This window comes from Alcanivorax sp. (assembly GCF_051117345.1).
Taxonomy (GTDB): Bacteria; Pseudomonadota; Gammaproteobacteria; order Pseudomonadales; family Alcanivoracaceae; genus Alcanivorax.
The window spans coordinates 19,462-43,872 of record NZ_JBNPEC010000058.1 but is presented as its reverse complement, the minus strand read 5'-3'; the positions used below and the strand labels follow the sequence as shown (position 1 = coordinate 43,872).

At 58.6% G+C, this 24,411-nt stretch carries 23 protein-coding genes; 7 read left to right on the top strand and 16 right to left on the bottom strand.

Annotation, left to right across the window (positions count from 1 at the left end; translation table 11 throughout):
• The 7 genes from ACFE0K_RS03945 to ACFE0K_RS03915 form a co-directional block, all read left to right on the top strand.
• A partial coding sequence (locus tag ACFE0K_RS03945; RefSeq protein WP_434534822.1) for an SDR family NAD(P)-dependent oxidoreductase occupies positions 1-552 on the top strand: 552 nt, incomplete at its 5' end.
• A 152-nt stretch (positions 553-704) separates the two neighbouring features.
• On the top strand, positions 705-2,240 hold the full coding sequence (locus tag ACFE0K_RS03940) for a glutamate synthase-related protein (RefSeq protein ID WP_434534821.1): 1,536 nt from the start codon (positions 705-707) through the stop codon (positions 2,238-2,240).
• Positions 2,241-2,615: 375 nt separating this feature from the next.
• Complete coding sequence (locus tag ACFE0K_RS03935) at positions 2,616-3,602, top strand: hypothetical protein (protein WP_434534820.1); 987 nt, start codon at positions 2,616-2,618, stop codon at positions 3,600-3,602.
• Positions 3,603-3,605: 3 nt separating this feature from the next.
• Entirely contained in the window at positions 3,606-4,157 is a 552-nt protein-coding gene (locus ACFE0K_RS03930; protein ID WP_434534819.1) for a GTP-binding protein, read from the top strand.
• A 35-nt stretch (positions 4,158-4,192) separates the two neighbouring features.
• The gene (locus ACFE0K_RS03925) at positions 4,193-4,564 is read left to right on the top strand and encodes a roadblock/LC7 domain-containing protein (RefSeq protein WP_434534818.1); all 372 of its coding nucleotides are present in this window, start codon (positions 4,193-4,195) and stop codon (positions 4,562-4,564) included.
• A 43-nt stretch (positions 4,565-4,607) separates the two neighbouring features.
• A complete protein-coding gene (locus ACFE0K_RS03920) occupies positions 4,608-4,967 on the top strand; it encodes a hypothetical protein (protein ID WP_434534817.1) in 360 nt (119 codons plus the stop codon).
• 204 nt (positions 4,968-5,171) lie between these two features.
• Entirely contained in the window at positions 5,172-5,603 is a 432-nt protein-coding gene (locus ACFE0K_RS03915; RefSeq protein ID WP_434534816.1) for a thioesterase family protein, read from the top strand.
• A 51-nt stretch (positions 5,604-5,654) separates the two neighbouring features.
• On the opposite strand, the gene ACFE0K_RS03910 is transcribed toward ACFE0K_RS03915, so the two are convergent.
• The 16 genes from ACFE0K_RS03910 to topA form a co-directional block, all read right to left on the bottom strand.
• Positions 5,655-7,346, bottom strand: coding sequence for an alpha/beta hydrolase (locus tag ACFE0K_RS03910; protein ID WP_434534815.1), 1,692 nt, complete (start codon positions 7,344-7,346; stop codon positions 5,655-5,657).
• Between the two features lie 79 nt (positions 7,347-7,425).
• On the bottom strand, positions 7,426-9,144 hold the full coding sequence (locus ACFE0K_RS03905; protein ID WP_434534814.1) for a potassium channel family protein: 1,719 nt from the start codon (positions 9,142-9,144) through the stop codon (positions 7,426-7,428).
• A gap of 5 nt (positions 9,145-9,149) precedes the next feature.
• Positions 9,150-9,533, bottom strand: coding sequence for a DUF6394 family protein (locus tag ACFE0K_RS03900; RefSeq protein ID WP_035247195.1), 384 nt, complete (start codon positions 9,531-9,533; stop codon positions 9,150-9,152).
• 166 nt (positions 9,534-9,699) lie between these two features.
• The gene (locus ACFE0K_RS03895) at positions 9,700-10,890 is read right to left on the bottom strand and encodes an NAD(P)/FAD-dependent oxidoreductase (RefSeq protein WP_434534813.1); all 1,191 of its coding nucleotides are present in this window, start codon (positions 10,888-10,890) and stop codon (positions 9,700-9,702) included.
• Positions 10,891-11,163: 273 nt separating this feature from the next.
• On the bottom strand, positions 11,164-12,132 hold the full coding sequence (gene cysK, locus ACFE0K_RS03890) for a cysteine synthase A (protein ID WP_434534812.1): 969 nt from the start codon (positions 12,130-12,132) through the stop codon (positions 11,164-11,166).
• Between the two features lie 33 nt (positions 12,133-12,165).
• Positions 12,166-13,191: a CNNM domain-containing protein gene (locus ACFE0K_RS03885; RefSeq protein WP_434534811.1), complete on the bottom strand. Its 1,026-nt coding sequence runs from the start codon at positions 13,189-13,191 to the stop codon at positions 12,166-12,168.
• 48 nt (positions 13,192-13,239) lie between these two features.
• Positions 13,240-13,980, bottom strand: coding sequence for an S-methyl-5'-thioinosine phosphorylase (locus tag ACFE0K_RS03880; RefSeq protein WP_434534810.1), 741 nt, complete (start codon positions 13,978-13,980; stop codon positions 13,240-13,242).
• A gap of 2 nt (positions 13,981-13,982) precedes the next feature.
• The gene (locus ACFE0K_RS03875) at positions 13,983-14,549 is read right to left on the bottom strand and encodes a hypoxanthine-guanine phosphoribosyltransferase (protein ID WP_335627764.1); all 567 of its coding nucleotides are present in this window, start codon (positions 14,547-14,549) and stop codon (positions 13,983-13,985) included.
• Positions 14,536-15,693: a mechanosensitive ion channel family protein gene (locus ACFE0K_RS03870; RefSeq protein ID WP_434534809.1), complete on the bottom strand. Its 1,158-nt coding sequence runs from the start codon at positions 15,691-15,693 to the stop codon at positions 14,536-14,538. Before ACFE0K_RS03870 ends, ACFE0K_RS03875 begins: the two co-directional genes overlap by 14 nt.
• Before the next feature lie 8 nt (positions 15,694-15,701).
• Positions 15,702-16,715 (bottom strand): beta-N-acetylhexosaminidase, encoded by a 1,014-nt coding sequence (nagZ, locus tag ACFE0K_RS03865; RefSeq protein WP_434534808.1) that lies wholly within the window; start codon positions 16,713-16,715, stop codon positions 15,702-15,704.
• An 11-nt stretch (positions 16,716-16,726) separates the two neighbouring features.
• Positions 16,727-17,227: a L,D-transpeptidase family protein gene (locus ACFE0K_RS03860; RefSeq protein ID WP_434534807.1), complete on the bottom strand. Its 501-nt coding sequence runs from the start codon at positions 17,225-17,227 to the stop codon at positions 16,727-16,729.
• Between the two features lie 241 nt (positions 17,228-17,468).
• The gene (locus tag ACFE0K_RS03855; RefSeq protein ID WP_434534806.1) at positions 17,469-18,104 is read right to left on the bottom strand and encodes a TetR/AcrR family transcriptional regulator; all 636 of its coding nucleotides are present in this window, start codon (positions 18,102-18,104) and stop codon (positions 17,469-17,471) included.
• Between the two features lie 409 nt (positions 18,105-18,513).
• Positions 18,514-19,797 (bottom strand): hypothetical protein, encoded by a 1,284-nt coding sequence (locus tag ACFE0K_RS03850; RefSeq protein ID WP_434534805.1) that lies wholly within the window; start codon positions 19,795-19,797, stop codon positions 18,514-18,516.
• Between the two features lie 2 nt (positions 19,798-19,799).
• Entirely contained in the window at positions 19,800-20,588 is a 789-nt protein-coding gene (locus tag ACFE0K_RS03845) for an outer membrane lipoprotein-sorting protein (protein ID WP_434534804.1), read from the bottom strand.
• Positions 20,589-20,862: 274 nt separating this feature from the next.
• Entirely contained in the window at positions 20,863-21,393 is a 531-nt protein-coding gene (locus ACFE0K_RS03840) for a hypothetical protein (protein ID WP_434534803.1), read from the bottom strand.
• A gap of 93 nt (positions 21,394-21,486) precedes the next feature.
• The gene (gene topA, locus ACFE0K_RS03835; protein WP_434534802.1) at positions 21,487-24,222 is read right to left on the bottom strand and encodes a type I DNA topoisomerase; all 2,736 of its coding nucleotides are present in this window, start codon (positions 24,220-24,222) and stop codon (positions 21,487-21,489) included.
• Positions 24,223-24,411: the final 189 nt, after the last annotated feature.

Genomic DNA, 24,411 nt, shown 5'->3' with positions numbered 1-24,411 from the left:
GCGACCATCGCCAGCTGCGATGAGGCCGAGTTCGAGAAAATTATCGACGTGGATCTATTCGGTGTCTGGCGCACCCTTCGCGCGGCCCTGCCGGAAGTTCAGCGTAACCACGGCCAGATTGTCATCACCTCGTCGATCTATTCGTTCGTCAACGGCATGGTCAATGCGCCCTATGCTGCCTCCAAGTCGGCCGTGGAAATGCTCGGCAGAGCCTTGCGGGCAGAGCTTGCCGGTACCGGCGCCAGCGCCAGTGTGCTCTACCCCGGCTGGACGGCAACGCCTATCACCGAGCTGGCCTTCGGTGGCCATGCCACCGCCTCCGAGCTGATTGAAAGCGCCTTCCCTGCCGTACTGAGAAAGCAGGTACAGCCCGAGGAGATTGCCACTGCCCTGGTTGCCGGCCTGACCACCCGCTCCGCCGCCATCATTGCCCCGGCCCGCTGGAAACCCTTGTCCATGCTGCGCGGGGTAATGAGCCCACTCAGCGATGCACTGCTGGATCGAAGCGATAAAATTCACCGCCTGGTGAGAAACATCGAAGCGAACCGCTAGCAACACCGCCCTTCGACTCTTGCAGCCTCTTTATGAGGCAGCAAGAGTCGAAGGCGAGCGCTCCCTATGCTGTCCTCTGCAAAGCGTTGACTCCCCCGCCACCACTGGCATGATCGACGTATCCCAGCCAGCAGTGCCAGCCAGGAGCCACCATGTCCAAGCCCGTCATCGCCGATATCAAACCCCGGAAAATCGAACTCAAACCCGGTGAGACCTATCACTTCTGCCGCTGCGGGCGTTCCGCCAACCAACCCTTCTGCGATGGCTCCCATGCCGGTACCGATATCACCCCTCTCGGCTTCGAAGCCGACAAGGACGAAGGCTACCTGTGCATGTGCAAGCACAGCGCCAACTTTCCCTATTGCGACGGGACCCATGCACGGTTCAGCAAGGATCAAGTCGGCGAAGAAGGCCCTGGCCCGGAAAGTATCCAGCGGGACGGCATGCCACAACCAAAGGCCACCGCCGAAGAACCCAACGTGGCGCTGATCCACGATCTGGCAGAAAACGGACTCGATAAAGTCGGCCACCATGGCCCGATGACCGCCATGGGCGTCCCTCGCGACTGCCTGCCAAAATGGGATGACATACAGATCATGGTGGCGCAGATGGCCACCCAGCCACTGCTGGATGACCAGCCCGTAGGCACCGAACTGGTGATCGGTCCCAGGGCGGACAAACCGCTAACGCTGGATATTCCCCTGATGGTCTCGGACATGAGTTTCGGTGCGCTTTCCGAAGAGGCGAAGGTATCACTGGCACGCGGCGCAGACAGGGCCGGCACCGGCATCTGCTCTGGCGAGGGCGGTATGCTGCCGGAAGAACAGGCCGCCAACTCCCGCTATTTCTACGAGTTGGCCAGCGCCATGTTTGGTTATACCGAGGACCATCTGAAGAAAGTGCAGGCGTTCCACTTCAAGGGTGGCCAGGGCGCCAAGACCGGTACCGGCGGCCATCTGCCCGCCAACAAGAACGTGGGCAAGATTTCCCAGGTACGCCACATTCCCGAAGGCCAGCCGGCCATCTCCCCGGCCACCTTCAGAGAGCTACATAGCAGCGATGATTTCAAACGTTTCGCCGACCGGGTGCGCGAGGTGTCCGGCGGCATACCGGTGGGCTTCAAACTGAGCGCCAATCATATCGAAAGGGACATCCAGTTCGCCCTGGATGCCAGCGCCGACTACATCATTCTGGATGGCCGAGGCGGCGGCACTGGCGCTGCGCCCGCCATGTTCCGCGACCACATCAGTGTGCCCACCATCCCCGCCCTGGCCCGCGCCCGCCGTTATCTGGATAACCAAGGCGCCAGCGGCAACGTCACCCTGATGATCACCGGCGGCCTGCGCATGCCCATGGATTTCGTCAAAGCCATGGCGCTTGGCGCCGACGGCATCGCCCTGTCCAACAGCGCCATGCAGGCCATTGGCTGCGTCGGCGCTCGCATGTGTAACACCAACCAATGCCCCGCCGGCATCGCCACCCAGAACGAGGAATTGCGAAAACGCCTGGACGTGGACCACGCCGCCCAGCGCCTGGCCAACTTCTTCCATGCCGCCACAGAACTGATGCAAGTCATGGCCCGCGCCTGCGGCCATCACCATCTGAATCAATTTACTCTGGAAGACCTGGCGACCTTTGATCGGGAGATGGCCGCCCTGGCTGGTGTTCGCTATGGCGGAATCGGCTAGCGTCTGAAGATCATAGAGGGCGGACTTTCAACACCTGTAAGCCATGTCTTACAGGACGACCGCATGCGTAAGAAAAGGCGTACATTTTTTCGTTAACTCACCATCCAGGCGATCTATTTTTCCAAACAACAATATTTTCCTTATCAATCAAACCGTTAGAAAACAGCGGTTCCATCACTCCGATAAGCCACCAACGAAGACGGTCAACAGACCGTGATAGAAATATCAATTCATCCCCTCAAAGTCTCCGCCTGTCGCGATCCCTTTGCCCTGATAGCCAACTCGAAACTAATAATAATTGAGACCCAGTTCACTAACTGATGGCGACCAGCAGTCTTCGCCACTATTGCAGCACCCGGTATAACCGGACCTCGGATGGCACAAATGCAAACACAGCGCCTTGGATTTGTCGGATTGGAAGAAGACACGGTCCGTGCCTGCCTCTCAATGCTGAAAATCATTGATAGCCGGTCCTCAGTCAACTGGAGCCATACAGCACCAGCATTGGCGGATGTGCTGATGGTATCCAGCCAGCAAGAGGCGCAAACCCGTCAGGAAAGCCTGAGTCAGAAACCTTATATCGTCATCTATCCCAGCTGTGAAGAAAAACCAAAATCCGCGTTTACCCTTCCACATCCCTTTCGAGTCATGCAATTGCTGGATGTACTGGATGATGTGGTGCGCTCACTGGATAGCTCATTGAATACGGCTACACATGATCGCCGGGTTTCTCGAAACGCAGGGACCCCCAGTAATGAAAGAGGCACCTCTCTGCCTAGCGCCGATTTCTGCGCTTCTTTATACCGCGTCATCAATAGCAAGGGCGGTGGGGAATTATACAGCAGCCAAAGCCCGGAAGGGCTGTTGCTGGTAAAGCCGGGTAGCCACCGATTTTATGCCCGACCTGCGCTACTGCATGCGCTGTCCGCCGGCCCGGTATCATTCTCCCCACTTAGCCCCAGTAGCGACCCTGTTTCCGAGGGCATGGTTCCTCGCCCTCTGTTCGAGCTCGCCTGGTTGACCGGAGCCAGCCATTCCAGTGCTCTACTGCCCTGGCTGGAGGAAGACAGTCAATTCCGGCTAAGTCGCTGGCCCAGTGCCGCCGCGCTTAACAAATCCCGACCGTTGCTTTCCCTCTGTGCGCTGATGACCCGACGTGCGCTGACGCTTTCCGAGCTGAAAACGCTTTCACACTGTGATGACAAGGTGCTTTTCCACTTTATCAATGCATGCGAAATCAGCGGGCTGCTGATAAGCCAGGCTCGAAGCGCTTCGACCGTGCACGCCATACCGGCTAACTCAGAAAATCATCGTCTCGGTGGGATGATTAAAGGCCTCAGAACTCGTCTGGGATTAGGCTAAGAAATGATAAGTCACGAATTCAAAATTTTGTTCACTGGCCCAATGGGCGCCGGCAAGACGACAGCGATCACCCAACTCAGCGATGAAGATTGTGTATCTACCGATGTCGTCAATACAGATTTGCAACAGTGCAACAAGGAAATGACTACCGCCGGGCTGGATTACGGTTATATCAGCTTGCCTGACGGCAGCGGCGTTCGTCTTTACGGCACACCAGGACAAGAACGTTTTCAGTTCATGTGGCCGATTCTGGCCAATAATGCTGCAGGTGTCGTTCTCCTGCTGAATGGCGAGCACCCGGACCTCGACGCTCATCTGGATCTTTATACCAACGCCTTTTCCAACAACGGGGAAACGCCCCTGGTTATTGGTATCGGCCGGGTCCCCAGCGATGACTTCACACGTATCGACCGGGTTACGGAAAAACTGGCAGCCAAACATCTGTTTGTACCAGTGATTTCTGTCGACGTCAGAGAGTGTGACGACGTTCTGCTTCTGGTTGAAACCCTACTCTGTCAGATCGAAGCCAACCACATGGAACTGATGCAAGTATGAGAGACAGGAACCCCCTTAGCGATTCGGCCGTGGCAATGGCGCAGAAACAGCTTCACATCCTGCAGGACTCCACCCCGGGTATCACCTCTGCAGTTCTACTGAGCAGTGATGGCTTTGAAATAGCCACTCTGGAAAACGATAAGGGAAAAGCCAGCCGGCTGGCCGCAATGGGTAGCTCCCTGGCGGCAATCAGCTCGGCGATAGCGAAAGAGGCAGGCATTTCTGAATGCAGCCGTATGATCGTGGAATCCGAGGAGGGCGTTGTGGCCGTGATGAAAGTGCCCAACAGCTCACCTCCCCTTGCATTGGCCGTCGTAGCCAATGACGCCTCCAAGCTCGGGCAACTGATCTGGGGCGCCAAAAAGTGTTGTGCAGCTCTATCGGAGTCATCGACAGCAGCCAGTTAGTCCCCCCCTGTGTAGGGAATATATAAAATATTAGGAGTAAGTTATGGGAAACGTTACTGAGAGTCTGAAAACCCTGTTGGAATCCGATGGTGCAATGTGTGCCGCTATTGTTGATTCAAACAGTGGCATGGTATTGGGTCAGGATGGGAGCGGACTGGATCTTGAATTGGCCGCTGCCGGTAACACCGAGGTGGTTCGTGCCAAGCTCAAAACCATGAAATCACTGGGACTGAAGGACACCATCGAAGATATTCTGATCACACTGGGAACCCAGTATCATATCATTCGTCCGGTGGCTAAAAATGAAGGTCTGTTCATGTACCTGGTGCTGGACAAGGGGAAATCCAATCTGGCACTGGCACGCCGAAACTGTCAGTCGGTAGAGTCTACCCTCAGCGTCTAGTCGCCTCAGCACAAAGGAGTAGCACGGGTTTGCTGCTCCTTTGAGTTTCATATCAGAAAGGCACCACGTCCTCGCACCGCGCAGTTTCCCGAGACTGTCGGATGTTCTTCCCACACCGCTGTTTGCTCTTCAAGAATGCCCTTTCACTATCCCGGCCAAGACTTGTTACACTCCTCTCCCCCAGCCACCGCCTGAGACACCAGCATGGCCCGCGTGACACTTGATCTCCCTGAGCAGTTTCTCTACACCCACACCATCAATGTGCGCATGACAGACTTGAATACCGGCAAGCATGTGGGCAACGACCAGATGATTTCCCTGCTTTCCGAGGCCCGTTACCGGTTTTTCTGCCACATCGGCTTCGACCAGTTCGATACCGACAAGCAGAGCATTGTGGTGACTGACCTGGTAGCGACCTACAAGGCAGAAAGTTTCGCCCAGGATGATCTTCAGTTCGAGGTGGGGCTGATGGATTTCAACAAGTACGGGGCGGACCTGATTTTCCGGGTCACCAAACAACCTTCCGGACGGCTGGTGGTACTGGCCAAGCAGGGTTTTGTGTTTTTTGATCATCAAAAGCACGGAGTCATGCCGGTGCCGACAGCGTTCCGGGAACAGTTTGCCGACCTGGACTGAATCCGGTAACACCCGTGGCAGCGAACCGCACTAACCAATGCAATGTACGGCTCAGGACAGTTCCAACAGCTCGGTCAGAAATTCCTTCCACACTTGGTAGACCATAAAACGCCCAAGGCCAGGAAAGCTGCGCAACCGCACCCCGGGTAAATCCCCCGCCAGGCCACGAGCGCTACCGATGGAAATAATCCGGTCGTCTTCGCCGTGCCACTGCATGACCGGCATGGTGATCTTGCTCAAATCCACCTGCCAGGGATGCTGCATACGCAGATACTCATCAATCATGATGCGCGCCCCCTGAAAGTGGCTACGACGCATACATTTGATGGTTCGCTGCAGCAGATCCGGGTTAGCCAGCACGGCTTTGTCTTGTTCGCACAATCCTTTGGCGATCATGGCGAAGAACTTCTCTGGCGCCTTCTGTACCCCCCGGATGCCTAATCTCCCTACCAGCACGAACAGGCGGGGGTCACGCCGAAACAAACGCAGAAACATGTTGTGAAGCGGGTCCAGCTTGTCCAGTTCGAAGTGCTCAATGGGAACAGTACTGGCCAGCAGCCCGAGTCGGTCGAAGATATCCGGGTACAAGGCTGCCGCACACAGTGCATAGGGCCCACCACCACAAAAGGCGGCCATGGGCGGACGATGCAACTCAAGATGCTCACATAACGCCAGAATATCCGGACCGAAATCCCGGAACTCCATGTCCGCCTTGTAGGTGGATATGCCATAACCGGGGCGCACAATCATGATCATGCGCAGCCCTTTCTCGCGATACCAGTCATCAAAATAGCTGTGATCCGGCAGCGCCGCCCCCAGGTTATCCAACGTCAGTACCGGGCGGCCGTGCGGGTCACCATATTCGTACCAGCTCAGCACACGCCGGTCCGGCAGGCTCAGGGTGTATTCCCGATCCTGCTGGATTTGCGGGAGTTTTGCCGCCTGCACCAGGGCATGGCCCATGGTGTGACTGACCAGCTGTACCTGACTGTTGGCATTGAGTTTGGCCATAATGGATTTGAGCTGGGTTCGGGCCGTGTGAATACTGACATTCAACAGCTTGGCGCTCTGGCTCAGGTTGCCGATCTTGCACAGCAAGTGCAGCAGACGGGATTCCGCCTGGCTGATATTGAACAGGGAGCGAAGCATCTCAGGGGATGGTGTCACCACGCTGTGCCCAGCCAACACCCAGACGATGGTACGCAGCTGGGCAATGCTGCCCGGTGCATCAGATTTCTGCACCGGCAGACATAACAGGGACACCCCGTCCTGGGGAGAACTGATGAGCTGGGTTTCGCGGCCTTCGGCCAACCGGTTGATGCGATCCAAGGCCTGTTTCAGCTCCCGGTCGGCAAACAACAAAGTACCATCTTCGCACAGCTGCACCGGGCCATCCGCCAGCACCTGTCTGGCCACCGGATTGCATTCCAGTACCTGCATGCTGTCATCCAGCATCAGCATGGGCCAGGGCATCTGGTTATACATGGCATTAAGCACCTGGGTGCGATCTTCCAGGGCATGCATGTAGGCACTGCTGCGCACCGCTCGTTCCAGGTGGGCGATCAGTTGATCCACATCATTTGAGGGATGTCGAGGTTTCAGAGCCGTGCCAGCGTGGCCGGCCTGCGGCCGGTTATCGGTCCAGCCGGCAATGGTATCCAGCAACTCGACCCAGTCGCCGGGGGACAGCGCAGTTTCGTAGATTTTACCGATCAGCGCATCGTTATTGTTGTCGTCTTCCACTCAGTCTCGCCCATAGTCAGCAGCAACGATCATAGGAAGTGCGGGGAACCACGGCAAGCAGGCAAACGACGACCGGCGACTATTCCCGCACGTCCGCCGGTGCTGCCCGGCGTTTGGCCAGCCAGCGCCAGACCAGACCATCTGGTCGCTGATGCCCCGTCTGCACGTAACGCAAGGCGTTGAGGTGGCGCAGGCTCCATTGCATCTGATTATTGGCCTTGTCGGTGCCGCAAAACAGCAACCGGTCACCGGGCTCCAGCTTTTCCTTTTCATCGGGCAGGAGAGTATTGCGGCCATTGCGGCGCAGCATCAGGGGAATGGCATCCAGACACGTTAGCCGATGACGGGGGCTACGACACAGATTGCCCAGGGTAACCGGCTCGCCCAGACGCAGAGCCAGGGTCACTGCGGGGGTCTCTTCATCGCCAATCTGCACATGCCAGCTTTCCGGGGTGATCGTGGTCGTGATACCGGCCATACGCTCCAGCAGTTGCTCATTCCACTCATTGCCCTGCTGTTCCGCTTCCCGCAGAAACTCTTTCAGCAGAGGCGCATTGAGAACCGAAAGAAAACGACTGGCCACCAGAAAACTGGTCTGCACCGGCAATTCCGGATTGACTGCCTGGAACAACAGACGGTTATGCAGGCGGTTTTGCAGTGCCACCATGTAGATACTGCTGTTCAGCTCGCGAGCGGTCATCATCACTGACAGGTTATCGGCGTCGTCCGGCGTTGCCACCACCAGGGCGACGGCCTTGTCGATGCCCGCTTCACGCAGGGTCACCGCCTCGGTGCCTTTGCCTTCCACACTGCCCGCAGGCACATCCGGCTGATGTGGATGTGGGGTGACCACCACCAGTTCAATACCGGCCTCCTTGCTGAGCGCTTCGTAGACGGCGCGACCGAAGGGACCAAAACCACACAGGATCCAGCGGCCCTGGGGAGGCATGGGCCTCTCAGGCAAGGCAGCGTCGGGCAGAGAGGTAAGCCAATCGTACACCCGGTGGGTATCCGGCTGGCGAATACCCAGCAACAGCCGCCGGGCAAAATCCTGGTAGGGATTGACCACCAGGTCGGTGCCAAAGGACAGCATGTTGTTGGCGTTTTCTTCGCTGCCCGCACGGCAGAACACCTTGCTATGCTTGTTGAGCAACTTCACCGTGGTGGCAATTTTCAGATTGGTGTGATTATTGTTGGTCACTGCCAGCACACCGCGACATAACGGATGCTTGAGCCCGGCCTTGACCAGATTCCCGGGAATTTCCGCATCCAGGGTAAAACCCGGCACATACAGTCCCTGGTCCTTGATACGCAGTGAATCAATGGCTTCCGGGTCCTTGTCCACAATGACCACCCGCATGCCACGGCTGAGCAAAGAGCGGGTCAACAACTTGCCCGTATCGCCATAACCGCAGATCACATAGAAGGGTTCACGAAACCGACGCAGGCTGCGCTGCAACTGCACCCGGCTCAGTTCATGACGAAAACTCTTGTCCTGCAGCAGGGAAATGATGATGCCCACGGAATACAGCCAAGAGAACACGGTCAGATAAATGCTGACCATGGTCCACATGCGCTGGCCGCCGGAAAAATCGTAGGGCACTTCGCCAAAGCCGATGGTGCTGCCGGTATAGCTGACCACGTAGAAGGCTTCGAAGAAGCTCATTCGCCAGGGATTACCCTGATCATCCACGCCCGGGATCAGAGTGAAACCCACCGTGGCGATGCTGTACGCCACAATCAACACCACCAGCGGCACACGCATGCGCCGCAGGATCATGGGAACGACTGAGGGCATGACAGTTATCGCTGCAGGGTGATGGTTTCCACCGTCAACAGCACGGCGGATACCAGGTTGGCCAACAGCGCGCCACCGGACAGGGACACAATGGACGCCATCACCGCCGGCGTGAGCCCGACTTCAAGCACGTGCACCGCTACCGCCCAGACGATGGCTGCCACTATCAACTGCAGATCTGCCACCAGGGAGGAAGCCAGCAACACAGCACCAATCTGCGTGCGTTCACCAAATTTGAGCACAGTGGCGATCAGGCTCACTACCAGGGCCGCAAACAGCTCGTAAACATCATGGTGTTGCGGGTTATCAATCTCGCCGTAGAAAAAACCGAAGTTAAGCGTTAGCGCAAGCAGAATGAAAAAGCCAAAAACCACCTTCTCGAGATTCATCGTGCATCCTTGTTTTGCCCGAGGTGTTGGAGATCATTGTGTCAGGGAATGGACTGGTGGGCTACAGGCTTACCTCAGGATGACTTACCCACGGAGTTCACCGCGAAATACTGTTTATCCGCAGTCCTCTGTGGTGAGGCCATGCCTCTAACCGGGCTGACAAACACTACAACGCCAACCCCGTGCACCAGCCGCTGGCCCAGGCCCACTGGAAGTTGAAGCCACCGAGCTGACCGGTGACATCGAGAACCTCACCAATGAAGTGCAAGCCAGGCACGCTGTTCACTTCAAAGGTCTTGGAGGAGATGGCGTCGGTGTCGACGCCGCCCAGGGTAACTTCCGCGGTGCGGTAGCCTTCCGTGCCCGAGGGTTTGAATTGCCAGCCCTTGAGGGTGGCTGCCAGACCACTCAGGCGTTCGTTGCTGAACTGCTGCAAGTTACCCTGCCAGCCGAACCGCTCTACCAAAGCCCCGGCCAGGCGTTGCGAGAAGTACTGGCGCAGCCATCGTTCCATGCCGCGGTTGGGATGCTGATTGCGCTCGGCGACCAGATCGGCGAACGGGTCGGCAACACCGGGTAGCCAGTCCACAGTCACCGGCTGGCCCGGTGTCCAGAAGCTGGAGACCTGCAACATGGCCGGGCCGGACAGGCCCCGGTGGGTGATCAGCATGGGCTCGGCAAAGTGGGCACCGCCGGCCTCCGCCACCACCTCGGTGCTGATGCCTGACAAGGCGGACAGCCAGGTCTTGTCATCCGGCTGCAATGTGAACGGTACCAGCCCGGCACGGGTAGGTAGCACACTGAGCCCGAACTGCTCGGCAAGCTGATAGCCGAAGCCGGTGGCCCCCATGGTGGGAATCGACAGCCCCCCGCAGGCCACCACCAGTTTGGCGCAACGGATGACGCCAGCGGACGTAGAGAGCACAAAGCCCTGCCCCACCCGCTCCACCCGGCGAATCTCCGTCTTCAGGGAAATGTCCGCACCGGCCCAGTCACACTCGGTGAGCAGGATGCCGAGAATATCCTTGGAGGATTCTGCGCAGAACAGTTGTCCCGGCGCCTTTTCCACATGCTCGATACCATGGCGCTCCACCAGCTCCACGAAGTGCCAGGGGCTGTAACGCTTGAGGGCGGATTTGCAGAAATGCGGGTTGGCGGAAACGAAATGTTCCGGGGTGGTATTCAGATTGGTGAAGTTGCACCGACCACCGCCGGACATGAGGATCTTCTTGCCCGCCTTGTTGGCGTGGTCCAGCACCTGCACCCGATGACCCTGATACGCAGCCGTGGCGGCACACATCAGTCCGGCCGCGCCGGCGCCGATAACGACGATATCCACTTCTGTACTGACTGCCATGGGGCCCTCCGGTTACCGGCCGCAAGGATAGCGGGGATGGGCCGCCACGGCTATGCAGAAACGTCAGATCCATTGTAGGAGCTATGCTTGCATGGCGAAGGGTTGGCAGTGGCCAAGCATAGCGTCTACCAACAACAGCAACCCGAGGGACGACCACAAGCCACAAGGCACGCCAGGCATCTCTGCCTTGGCGGCCTGACCCGGCTATAGCTTGTACGCGGCTCAGGCAGCCAAAGCCGCGTTGTTGCCTGACGCATGCGGCTTGATGCGGCCCTACTGATTCAGCTCCTGATCACTGAACATATCCGCAAACAACGGCGAGGTAAGGTAGCGTTCGCCAGAGTCCGGCAGCACCACCACAATGGTCTTGCCCTGGAATTCCGGCAGCTGGCTGATGCGGTCCGCCACGCACATGGCTGCCCCGCAGGAGATGCCGGCTAGAATGCCCTCTTCCTGCATCAGCTTGTGGGCCCATTCCATGGCGTCTTCGTTGCTCACCTGCTCACAGCGGTCCACCACCGCCAGGTCCAGGTTCTTGGGCACGAAGCCGGCACCAATCCCCTGAATTTTATGAGGCCCGTGGGTGGGTTCTTCCCCTTTCAGGGCTGCGGTGATCATGGTGGAAGAATCCGGTTCCACGGCGATGGAGGTGATCGCCTTGCCCTTCTGGTTCTTGATGTAGCGGGACACCCCGGTAATGGTGCCACCGGTGCCCACGCCGCTGACCAGCACATCGATATCACCGCCGGTGGCGTCCCAGATTTCCGGGCCAGTGGTTTTCTCGTGGATCTCCGGGTTGGCCGGGTTGTTGAACTGCTGCAGCATCAGGAACGTGTCCGGATTGTCGTTGACCAGTTCCTCGGCTTTGGCGATGGCACCGGGCATGCCTTTGGCGCCGGGGGTCAGCACCAGCTTGGCGCCCAGGGCCTTGAGGATTTTCCGGCGCTCCAGGCTCATGGTATCGGGCATGGTCAGTGTCAGGTCATACCCCCGCGCTGCCGCCACGTAGGCCAGGGCGATACCGGTATTGCCGCTGGTGGGTTCCACCAGGGTCATGCCGGGTTTCAATTTTCCGCTCTTTTCCGCATCCCAGATCATGGAGGAACCGATACGGCACTTTACGCTGCCTGCCGGGTTGCGTGATTCCAGCTTGGCGAGAATCTTGCCCTGGCTGATGCGGTTGATTCGCACCAGCGGCGTCTTGCCAATGGTTTCGCTGTTGTCCTTGTAGATCTCGGTCATGGTTGCCTCTCCTGAATCGGCTGATACTGCTTCCTATTGCGGCTTTTCCTGCTTTTTCAACCGCCGGCTCCAACGCTGGCGGGCATAGAGTCGCAGGTCTGCCACGTGATCGGTTTCGTCCATGATCTCACGGCCGAGAATACTTTCCAGAATATCTTCCAGGGTAATCAGCCCGACCCAGGTACCGTGTTCATCATAGACCACTGCCATATGCTGGCGCTGGGCCAGCATGGCGTGGAACAGCTTGTCGATGCTCATATCCGTATGGACCAGCGTCACCTCGTGGGCAAGCACATTCATGGTCTGGTCCGGGCTGGTGTCCAGCAAGTCGGATTTGTGGATATAGCCTTTGCCCTCGCCTTTCTCCGTCATCACCGGGAAGCGGGAAAAAGGCTGGTCTTTCTCTTTTTCCAGGAACTGGGCCACGGTCATCTCCGGGGTCACCGTCCGGCATACGGTGCGCGGGGTCATGATGGTGCCGACCTTGATGTCGTGCAGCCGCAGGATGTTCTGGATCACCTGGAATTCGTTGTCATCCAGGGCATCCTGATCCTTGCCCATGTCGGCCAGCGCGCGGATTTCTGCACGCACTTCCACATCGTGCTCACCACCGCCAATGCGACTGGTAATCAGCTTTGACAGCCATACAAAGGGCATCAGGGCGATCATAATAAACTGCAGAATCGGCGGCAAAATGGGCGCCAGGGCACGCCAGTATTTGGCACCGATGGTCTTGGGGATAATTTCCGACAACACCAGAATGGCCAGGGTCATCACCGCGGATGCTGCCCCCAGCCAGGCCTCGCCAAACACCACCGCCACCTGTGCCCCCACGCCGGTGGCGCCTACGGTATGGGCTACCGTATTGAGGGTGAGGATAGCGGACAGGGGCTTGTCGATATCGTCCTTGTAGGAGCGCAGCGTTTCGTAAAGCTTGGGCCGCTTTTCCCGCAGGCCAGCGATAAAGCTCGGCGTGATTGACAATAACGCCGCTTCCAGAATCGAGCAGAGAAAAGAAAAGCCGATGGAAACGGCAGCGAAGAGGATCAACAGGGTCACTGTGCGAGGCTCCTTCCGAGAGCCGCTGTCAGCCAGCGGCTGTTATAATCAGGCTGTGTAGCCGCCGGCAAAATCCGCCAGCACCCGGCACACATTGGCCATGCCGTCGTGAATGACCGCCTCGATTTCCGCCATGGTGATCTCATGGCTGGACTTGCCCGCCGCCGGGTTAACCACCAGCGACAGCATGGCATAAGGCAGCCCGAGCTCCCGGGCAAGCACCGCTTCAGGCATGCCGGTCATGCCGACGATGTCGCAGCCATCACGCTCCAGCCGTGTAATTTCTGCGGCGGTTTCCAGTCGTGGCCCCTGAGTGGCTGCATAGCAGCCGCCGTCGTTCCATTTCAGCTCCGACTCAGCCAGTGTTTCCTTCAGGCCATTGCGCAGGGCGCTATCGAACGGCCAGCTGAAATCCACGTGCACCAGGGGCTCCGCCGGGTCGTCGAACAGGGTCATCTCCCGGCCCCAGGTGTAGTCGATAATCTGGTCGGGCAACACCAGGGCGCCGGTGGGGGCCTGGGCAGTAATGCCGCCCACCGCGTTGACCGCCACAATGGCGGTGGCACCCGCCTCTTTCAGGGCCACCAGATTGGCCCGGTAGTTCACCTGATGGGGCAGCAGTACATGGGGGTCGCCATGGCGGGCCAGGAACAACACGTTCTGGCCATCCAGCTCCCCTTCCACCACCGCAGCGGACGGATCGCCGAAGCGGGTGGAAATCACATGTCTGCGGATGATGCGCAGATTATCCATGCGCGTAAGACCGGTGCCGCCAATAAACGCCAACATACTCAGTGTTCCTTTACCGCGTAGATCCCCGGCGCATTACGCCAGAAACCCTTGTAGTCCATGCCCATGCCAAAAAGATAATAATCCGCCGCGTCCAGGGCCGTGAAGTCGGCTTTCAGGCCCGGCTTTGCCTTGCGGTCATGCTGCTTGTCCACCAGCACACAGGTCTTCACCGAAGCGGCACCCTGAGCCTTGCAGGCGTCAATGATGGACAGCAAGGTGGTACCCACATCCAGAATGTCATCAACAATCAGCACATCCCGCCCGGCGAGGGAGGCATTGGGGGTGACGATCCACTCCACATCCCCCCCGCTGGTTTCGCCCAGATAACGGCTGGCGTGCAGGTAATCCATTTCCAGTGGAATATCCAGGCGCTTGACCAGCTCGGCAGCGAAGATCATGCCGCCGTTCATGATGGTCAGCATCACCGGCACCTTGCCGGAGTAGGCGTCGGTGACCGCGAAGGCCAGCTTGGCGATAGCTTCCTGAACCTGGTCAGCGGAATGCAGCTCGATGGCCTCACGGCGCACCCGCATCAGTTCCTGTTGCAGCTCCTCAGCGATGGACATGCTGTGCGTCCTCAGTGTTGTCGTTTTCCAGGCCCGTGGCGGGATGATCGTCGTTGTGGCTGACAAGATGCAGGGTACGCGTGGGGAAGGCAAACTCCGCCCCGTGCTCGTTGACGATGGCCATGATCTTCATCAGCACATCCTGCTTGATCTCATGGTAACGCACCCACTGGGTGGTCTTGGTGAAGGTGTAGATGAAGAACTCCAGGTGCGAGGCGCCATAGCTGTCGAAGTTGACGATCAGGGTACGGCTGTCGGTTTCCAGCTCCTCGTGGTCGATCAGCATCTGCTTCACTTCCGCCACAATGCCCGGCATTTTCTGCCAGTCGTCATAGCGGATACCGATCTTCTCGTTGATACGACGGTTAAACATGCGTGACGGGTTTTCCAGCACCACAGTAGTGAACATGGCATTGGGGATATACAACGGGCGCTGGTCGAAGGTGCGAATACAGGTCAGCCGCCAGCCGATATGCTCCACGGTACCCTCGATAGAACGGTCCGGTGAGCGCACCCAGTCGCCGATGCGGAACGGCTTGTCCAGGTAGACCATCATGCCGCCGAAGAAGTTGGCAAGCAGATCCTTGGCGGCAAAAGCCACCGCCATGCCACCGATACCGCCGAAAGCCAGCACCCCCGACACGCTGTAGCCCAGGGTCTGCAGGATGATCAGCAAGGAAGTGATGATCACCGACACCCGCAGCAGTTTGGCTATCGCTGCCGCAGTGGACTGGTCCATGGGTTTACGCATGCGCGAAGGGTCGATCAGGTTTTTCTGCGTGTAGGAGATAAACCGGTTGAGGAACATGGCGATGATGATGATGAAGGCGATCTGACGGACTTTGGGAGCCAGCTCGAACAGTTCATTGGCTTGCTCGGTCACTGCCTGCAGCAGCTCCACAGAAATCGACAAACCAATGACCCAGAACACCAGGCGCACAGGAATCCGCGCCGCTTCCAGCAGCGCATCGTCCCACAGGGTTTCAGTCTTGTTGATCAACCGGTCGAGCACGTCGATGACGCGCATCAGGATAAAATTCACCGACACCGTACACAGTACGATGATGAACAATTGAGTCAGCCAGATATCCGTGGGGGTCTCCACGTTCGGCCATTGCAGCAGTTGGTTCCAATCCCAGTTCATGTGAGTCCTTAGCGAGGTTCAGTCAATGCCGCCGCCAGCTCCGTGGCAGCGTGTCGTTTGGTGATTTCCATGGGGCGGCGTGGGCGGGCACGCAGGCCGCTGGCCGGTACCTGGCCGCTGAAAGGCGTCGCGGCGAGGAAATCCAGCACCTGTTCTGCCCCTGGCCGGTTATTGCAAGCCAGCACCATGTCGCACCCGGCATCCAGCGCCGCCCTGGCCCGCTCCGGATAACCGCCCACGCCGTGGGCCCCGGCCATGGACAGGTCATCAGAGAAAATCACCCCGCGAAAGCCCATTTGCTCGCGCAAGCGAGTCTGCAGCCAGTAGCGGGAAAACCCCGCGGTCTGGTTTTCCACGGCACTATAGATCACGTGGGCAGGCATGATGCCATCCAGCTTCTGTGCCAGCGCCACAAAGGGGCGCAGGTCCGCCGCTTCGATCTCGGCCAGCGGGCGCGGGTCCACCGGCAACTCCAGGTGTGAGTCCGCTACCACGTGGCCATGGCCGGGAAAGTGCTTGCCGGTGGCGGCCATGCCGGCGGCGCTCATGCCGTCGATAAAGGCACCGGCCAGGGCGATCATGGCATCTGCATCACCATGGAAGCTGCGGTCACCGATTACCGTGCTGGTGCCGTAGTCCAGATCCAGCACCGGCGCGAAGCTGAGATCGATATCCAGCTCCGTCAGCTCAGAGGCCATCAGCTCACCGAGCAGGGAGGCTTCCGCCATGGCTAGCTGCGGGGCCTGGTCGTAGCGACGCCCCAGGGCGGCCATGGGCGGCAGGCGCACGAAACCGTCACGGAAACGCTGTACGCGTCCTCCTTCCTGGTCCACGGCGATCAGTATCTCTGGCCGCACCGCACGAATCTGGCGAACCAGCTCAGCCAGCTGCTGCCGGTCCTGATAGTTACGGGTAAAGAGAATCAGCCCACCGGTACCCGGGTGGCTGAGCAGGTCTTTCTCCACATCGCTGACCTGGAGGCCTTCCAGATCGAGCATCAGCAGGGGGGAAACGGATGGCATGGCAATCCTGGTTATTCGGTAATGGTGACAGCGGCGCCCACTGGCACCTGATCAAAGACGCGAATCATATCCGCATTGCGCATGCGTATGCAGCCATGGGAGGCAGGCATGCCCATGGGCTCACTGTCCGGTGTGCCGTGAATATAAATAAAGCGTCGAAAACTATCCACGTCACCACCCAGATTGTGACCGGGTTCCATGCCCCCCAGCCAGAGAATGCGGGTGAGTACCCAGTCCCGCTGCGGATGCTCACGGGCCTTGGCCGTATCGCAGATTTCGCCGGCGAATTTGCGCCCGCTGAACACCGCACCTTCTGGCAGACCGTCACCGAAGCGGGCCCGCACCAGATGCCGCCCCAGCGGCGTAGCCTCGCTGCCCATGGCCTGACCGTCGCCGTTGCGGGCGGTAGACACCGGAAACCGCTCGGTGCGCTCACCACGCAGTTCCAGCCATTGTTCAGAGAGGTTGATGATCAGTTCCATACCATCCTTTTCAGGCAATAAAGCCTGCATATTGAACCACCCTACGCGGCCGGTTGCAGCCGCGAACCGCACTGACCAGGTAATTACGGCACAAAACAATCCGTAGGAGCATCGCTGGCGGCGCGATCAACGGCGTTAGAAGACTGGTTTCACAACAGAGGGCACAGAGACCACTGAGGAAAAGAATCGGTTTTTCTCTTGTTGTTCGGTGGTCTCTGTTGGTAAATGGCTTTTGATCGCGCCGCCAGCGACGCTCCTACGGGAAGGCATATTACTCCGGCACGTCGGCCTGGATGCCGCCGACCAGAAACGGCAGCAGCCGGCGGGTGATATCCGCGGCGCTCACATCCAGGTCGAAATCGGCCTTGCTCATAGCCTGCAGGGACTGCATGCCGGACAGGGTAAAGATTACGGCGCCCAGACTGAACTGAACCCGCCAGAACAGCTCCATGGGCGGCACGCTCGGCACCGCCCGCTGCAAGTGCTCCTGCAGGCGTTTAAAGACAGCGCCGTAGTGTTTGTGCAGATAGTCACGCAAATGCCCCTGAGGCTGACTGTAGGCCTGCCCGGAGAGACGAAAGAAGATGGCCGCGCGCTGGGGGTCTTCCGGGTGAGTACCCAGGGCCAGGCGAAACACGATGCCGAGCACATTTTCCGGCGTGTCCGGGGTGCCGGTCGCTTCCATTTCATCCAACTTGGCACCGAGCGCCGCACTGAACGGTGTCAGGAAGCGCTCGAATACCGCCTGTATCAGCGCTTCCTTGGAACCAAAATGGTAATTCACCGCGGCCAGGTTCACCCCGGCCTTGCTGGTAATGGCACGCAGACTGGTCTCCGCAAAGCCCTTCTGGGCAAACAATACCTCTGCGGTATCCAGAATCCGGTCTACCGTGCCCGCCTGTGCCATTCGCCCTGCCCTGTGTTCAAAACATACGTTTCAAACATACGTTTGGGTGTAAAGGCGGTCAAGGGCTGCTTTGGAATATGTCGCTGTAGGCGGAAAAGCGATTTCACCACAGAGGCCACAGAGTTCACTGAGAAAAAGACAGCTCTGTGCCTCAGTGAACCTCTGCGCTGATGAGGTCGGCATCGTCGAAAAGCGGATGGCCAAGCTTGTCTTCAACTGAGCAGGGTAAAAACGCGCAGTGTCCGCCAGACGAGGAAAGCGAAATGATCCGAGCTGCCTGGATTTCATACATAGCACAAAGCCCACCGAGCAATCCTGTTTTCACTCAGTGCCCCTGTGCCCTCTGTGGTGAAATCGCTTTTGACCCAGCCCAGCAAATCGCGCCGCGAGCGACGCTCCTACGGAAAGCTTAGAAGTAATACACCACTTCCGCCTGAATGAAATCCGAGCGGCTGACCGGGCTCAGGCCCGGATTGACCGCCCTGCCCTGCAAACCTGACAGGTACAACTCCGAAGCCGAAAGAGGTTTTGCGGTATCGGTATAAAAGCGGGCTTCCAGGCTGGCCTTGAGGTTATTGCCGAAGCGGCGGCTGGATTCCAGGTTGATCGCCTTCTCGTCATTCTCCAGATCGTAGATCACACCGGCGAGAATCTCCGTAGACGCCACATCGTTGAAGGTGAACCGGGTGGCCAACAGTACGTCGTCCTGGAAAGGCGACGCCAGCGATTCATCCCGGTCTTCCCACAGGTATTCGAGCAGCCAGCCCAGGTCCGCGGCACTGTCGAAAACGCCCACCTGGGTATATTCGAAGCCGCCATCCAGCGCGGTAAAGCGGTCTCCCTGCCCGGAACGGGTAATGGCTTCCAGCTTCCACAGCCAGCCGTTTTTCAAGTACTGCAGCTCCATCCCGGTCTGGTCAATCACGTTATACAGCGGCACCAGCTCCGGATCACTGCCGGCGGGCAGGCTGCCGGTGAGCAGCAGGCTTTGCAGCTGCTGGGGGCTGAGGGCTTCCGGGAGCAACAATGGCTCGCGGCTGGTGCCGGAGAAATGCGACAGGGCCAGTTCCAGGCCATTGTTGAAATACTGCTGGTAGCGGAACGCCACATCCACGCGCTTGTCTTCGGCGCCGGATTCGTAACGAGCATCGTCGGACACCGGCAACGGTGTACGCGGTCTACCCTCTTCCCCGGCGTAGGTACGCTCACGAAAGCCCGGCAGCACGAACAGGTCGACGATACCCCAGTCACGGACGGTAGACAGGTTCAGCATGGGCTGGCCGAGCTTTTCTTCGCCATCCACCTGATCCACCAGATCGGTCTGGTTGATGATATCCACCAAGTGGCGCCCTTCGGTAACGCCCCAGAATACCTTGCGAATCCCCACCCGGGATTCCCAGCCGCTACCCACGTGAATCCAGGACAGCTCGCGGATATCTGCATGGGTGCGCTCGCTATCGTTTTCGTCAACCCGCGCATAGGGAATAAAGATGAACTGGTCGTCCCGATTGTTCCACTCGTGGAAGACCTCGCCTTTCAGATACAGGGAGCCATTGGTGGAATAGTCCGCCGCCTCGTAAGGAGAAGCCTGGGTGAAATAACGCCCTTCCAGGCCGGTTTCGCCACGAAATTCCCAGCCAGCGGCCAGGCTGGGCAGCATCAGCAGTGCCACCAGGGTTTGTCGCAACAGCATAATCAACGGGCCCGTTTCAGGCTGTTTTTGTTGAAGTCCGATTCGCTCAGACCGGTGTCGTAGCGGTAATTGCTCCAGAACAGGTCAGTAGCCTTACCGGTCTGGTGATTAACCATGGCCATCTTGGCGGGCTGCCAGAACTTGTCCTGGTACTGGGCGAAGTCGCTCGTGGCAAGGGTTTTCAGGCGGGATTCCTTTCGGTCGTAGTAGTCCACCTTCCAGGTACGGTATTCCTGCTGGTCGACCCAGACGACCTGCTTGATGTAGCCGGAATTCTCATCGGTGGGATACCGCTCCATGACAAAGCAGGTCAGCTCGCCACAGGGTTCGTCGCGCAGGTATTTGTAGGTGTACTTCTCCACTTCCTGGCCACGCATGTCCTCAAAGCTGAATTCGCTGCCCATGAAGGGCCCGGACTTGTTGCGCGAGGCGATGGTCTTCACCCGGCGCAGGGCAGGAAGATACAGCCACTGATCATCATCACCGGTCTTGTGACTGTAGGTGAGCAAGGCAGTGCCACGCACATCGCGGGGGGTATCGAAAATGGTCAGACTCTTGTCACCCTCCTCGCCCGTTCCTTCCAGGGTACTGACCCGCAGCTCCCGCTCCGAGGTATCACCGCGCTGGGTGATCAGCACCATGCGCATATCCGCCTGGAAGTCACCAAACCCTGCCCCGCGACGATCCGCTTCACGGGCAATTTCCAGCCCTTTCTCTTCCGGCATCTGGGCGTGGAGAACAGGAATGGCACAGGCCAGAGCCAGGCCGGACAGCAGCAGGCGAACTTTCATGGTGAACCTCGGTTTGGTTATTTTGTTGATCACACCGTAATGGGTAACAGTGTGTTTACCGTGATAGGGAGGATAACGGAAAGGGGGATGCTGAAGGGGCCAAAAAGCAGGGAATAGTTAATAGTGAACAGTTAATAGCTCGCGTGCTGAGCAAGGTTTGATTTCACACGCACGAGGCCGCGCCCAAAGGATGAGCGCGGCCTCGTGCGTTTAAAGCAAAGACAATCGCGATTCGCGTAGCTGTTAACTGTTCACTATTAACTGTTAACTGCCCTCACCACTCTTCCAGATACCCCACACAATGCTCCACCAGCTCGCTGACCCGCTGGATGGCATTGCTCAGGCGCTCAATGTCGCCTTCCGCCAGGGGGGCGTAGCGGTCTTCCGCCATCAGGTTGAGAGCGTTGGCGTCGCTGGGTGGGGCTGGGCGGCGGGCCAGGCCGGCGGCGCCCATGGCGTTCTGCATTTCGCCGTCCAGCCAGGCGATCAGGTCTGCCCGGTCGGCCAGCGCCTGGCCGAGGATGGCCATTTCCGGGGCTTCCACTTCGGAATCACGAAATGCCTGAACCAGGGCTGCCAGGCTGAATAAATGGTCGGCACCGGCCACCTGATAAGTGCTGGCAGACTGCCGAGCCAGACCGACCAGGGCCGAATAGAGATGAAATACCACCGCACCACGCAGGGACAGGCGTACCGCAGGCACCGCACCCGCCTGTTCGCGGGTGAGCTGACGTAGCAGGGCCTGAGCAAAGTAGATCCGCTCGCGCAGACCACTGACGGCATTTTCTCGGACCATTCGGGACATGAGAGGACTCGCAGATACTATGGGTATGACAGGTTAACCTGACCGCAGGCGCTATGCTGGCATCGCAAACATAGCGCCTACAAATGATGGCGGTCAGGATTTCTTGGCGGCCGATTTTTTCTTTGCCGGGGCCTTCTTTTTGGCAGCCGCTTTTTTCTTGGCGGGTGCCTTCTTCTTGGTCTGTTCCTCTACCCACTTGCCGTCGCGGTAAAAGGCCATCCAGCCGGTGGCTTTGCCGTCGATCTCGCTCATCACGTACTGCTCTTTGGCCTTGCGGCTGTAGCGCAGCACCCCGGGATTGCCGTCCGGGTCTTTCGCTGGCGCCTCGGCCAGATACTTGTGCTTGGGATCGAGCTGCTCTGCAACACTCTGGATTTCCATGATCAGCGGTGGACGGGTTTCCCGGTTTTTCGGGAATTTGCTGGCCGCCAGGAACAAACCGGAAGCACCATCGCGAAGCAGATAGTGGTCATCATCGTACTTTTCGCACTTGAGGTGCGGCATGGGAATCGGGTCCGCCCGCGGCGGCGCCGGCTCGCCACTCTTGAGCAACTTGCGGGTATTTCCGCACTCTTCGTTGGTGCACTTGAAGAATTTACCAAACCGGCCGGTGCGCAACTGCATCTCGTTGCTGCATTTTTCACACTCCAGCACCGGGCCATCGTAGCCCTTGATGCGGAACTCGCCCTTCTCGACCACGTAGCCGTCACAGTCCGGGTTATTACCGCAGATGTGCAGCTTGCGCTTTTCATCGATCAGGTAGTTTTCCATGGCCGTGCCACACTTCTGGCAACGCTTCTTGTTGCGCAGCTCCTTGGCTTCCGCTTCCTCATCATCGGCATTCACCGATTCGGCTTCTTCGCCGGGCAGCAGATTCAGGGTGGCGGTGCAACGCTCTTTCGGCGGCAGGCTGTAGCCTGAGCAGCCCAGGAAAACCCCGGTGGAGCCGGTGCGGATCTGCATGGGACGGCCGCACTTGGGGCAATCAATGTCAGTGTCGGTGGGCAGGTTGGCACGCATACCGCCGATGGCCTGCTTGCCACTGCCCTCGCCCTGGGCGGCTTCCAGTTTACCCACGAAATCGCGATAGAAATCGTCGAGCACATCCTGCCAGTTGCGGCGGCCCTCGGCGATTTCATCCAGGGTTTCTTCCATCCGGGCGGTGAAGCTGTAATCCATCAGGTTGGGAAAGCTTTCCGTCAGCCGGTCGGTGACGATATCGCCCATCTTTTCCGCATAGAAACGGCGGTTATCCTGGCGGACATAGCCACGATCCTGAATGGTGGAGATGATCGCCGCATAGGTAGATGGGCGGCCAATGCCGCGTTTTTCCAGTTCCTTCACCAGGCTGGCCTCAGTGAAACGAGCCGCCGGCTTGGTGAAGTGCTGATCGATGTCCACCTGATCGATGGTCAGTTTGTCGCCCTCTTTCACATCCGGCAGCAGGGTATCTTCCTGGCCTTTACGTGAGGCAGGCGGCTGGATGCGGGTCCAACCGTCGTATTTCATAATGCGACCCTTGGCCTTCAGCTCGTAGTCATTGCCGGTGGCGGTGAGCGTGGAGCTCAGGTATTCCGCTGGCGGCATCTGACAGGCAATGAACTGACGACGAATCAGCTCATACAGACGCTGGGCATCACGCTCCATATCCTTGAGAGAATCGGACGTGCGGCGTACATCGGAGGGGCGGATCGCTTCGTGAGCTTCCTGAGCGCCTTCCTTGCTGCTGTAGGACAGCGGCTTCTCGGGCAGGTATTTGTCACCCAACTTCTCGCCGATCCATTCCCGACAGGCGGCGACCGCGTCACTGCTCAGGTTGGTGGAATCGGTACGCATATAAGTGATATGGCCGGCCTCATAAAGGCGCTGGGCCATCATCATGGTCTTCTTCACCCCGAAACCGAGGCGGGTACTGGCCGCCTGCTGCAGGGTGGAGGTAATAAAGGGGGCCGAAGGTTTCGAGCGGGTGGGCCGCTGCTCACGCTGGCTGATGGTGAGGGTGCCGGCCTGCAGCAACGCCTGGCGATGCTGCTCCGCATCGTCACCGTTGTCCGGGCGGAAGTTCATGCCCTTGTGCTTGGCCACTTCCAGACGCAGGGCTTCGCCCTGCTCGCTGTGGGTGTCGCTGTGCATTTCCCAGAATTCTTCCGGGATAAAGGCACGGATTTCCCGCTCGCGCTCCACCACCAGTTCCACGGCCACGGACTGAACCCGGCCGGCGGACAGGCCACGGGCAATCTTTTCCCACAGCAGCGGCGAGATCATGAAGCCCACCACCCGATCCAGGAAACGGCGAGCTTGCTGGGCTTCCACCCGACTCAGGTCCAGCTTGCCGGGCTGCTCGAAGGCAGCCTGAATGGCTTTCTTGGTAATTTCGTTGAACACCACCCGGTCAAAGCGGCTATCGTCACCACCGATCACTTCCCGCAGGTGCCAGGCAATCGCCTCCCCTTCGCGGTCCAAATCCGTTGCGAGATAGATGCGATCGGCTTTGGCGGCAAGACGTTTGAGTTCGTCGATTACCTTTTCCTTGCCGGGAAGGATCTCGTAATGGGCCTTCCAGCCGTGCTCCGGGTCCACGCCCATGCGGTTGATCAACTGGGCCTTGGCCTTCTTCTTTTTATAGGCTTCGCGCTCCTCCTTGGGCAGGGAGCGGGTGTAGGCCGCTTCCTTGGCGCGTTCCTGAGGGGTGCTCTTCTTGGAGCCACCACTGACCGGCAGATCGCGTACGTGGCCGACGCTGGACTTCACTACGAAGTCGTCGCCCAGGTAGCGGTTGATGGTCTTGGCCTTGGCAGGCGACTCCACAATAACAAGAGTTTTTCCCATTCTCAGGTTCTCAATGGCGGCAGTTTGTTGAACAGAGCGCACCGGCTACAGTGCCCCGATATGGCGATCGCACAGGCGGCGCCAGTCTTCTTCGGGCGCTATTTAGACAGCGCCGGTATGGCCGGGTCAAGCTCTGCTGTCACCGACCGGCCTTTTTTAGTAGTAGACCAGAGACAGGGTCGTGGGCAA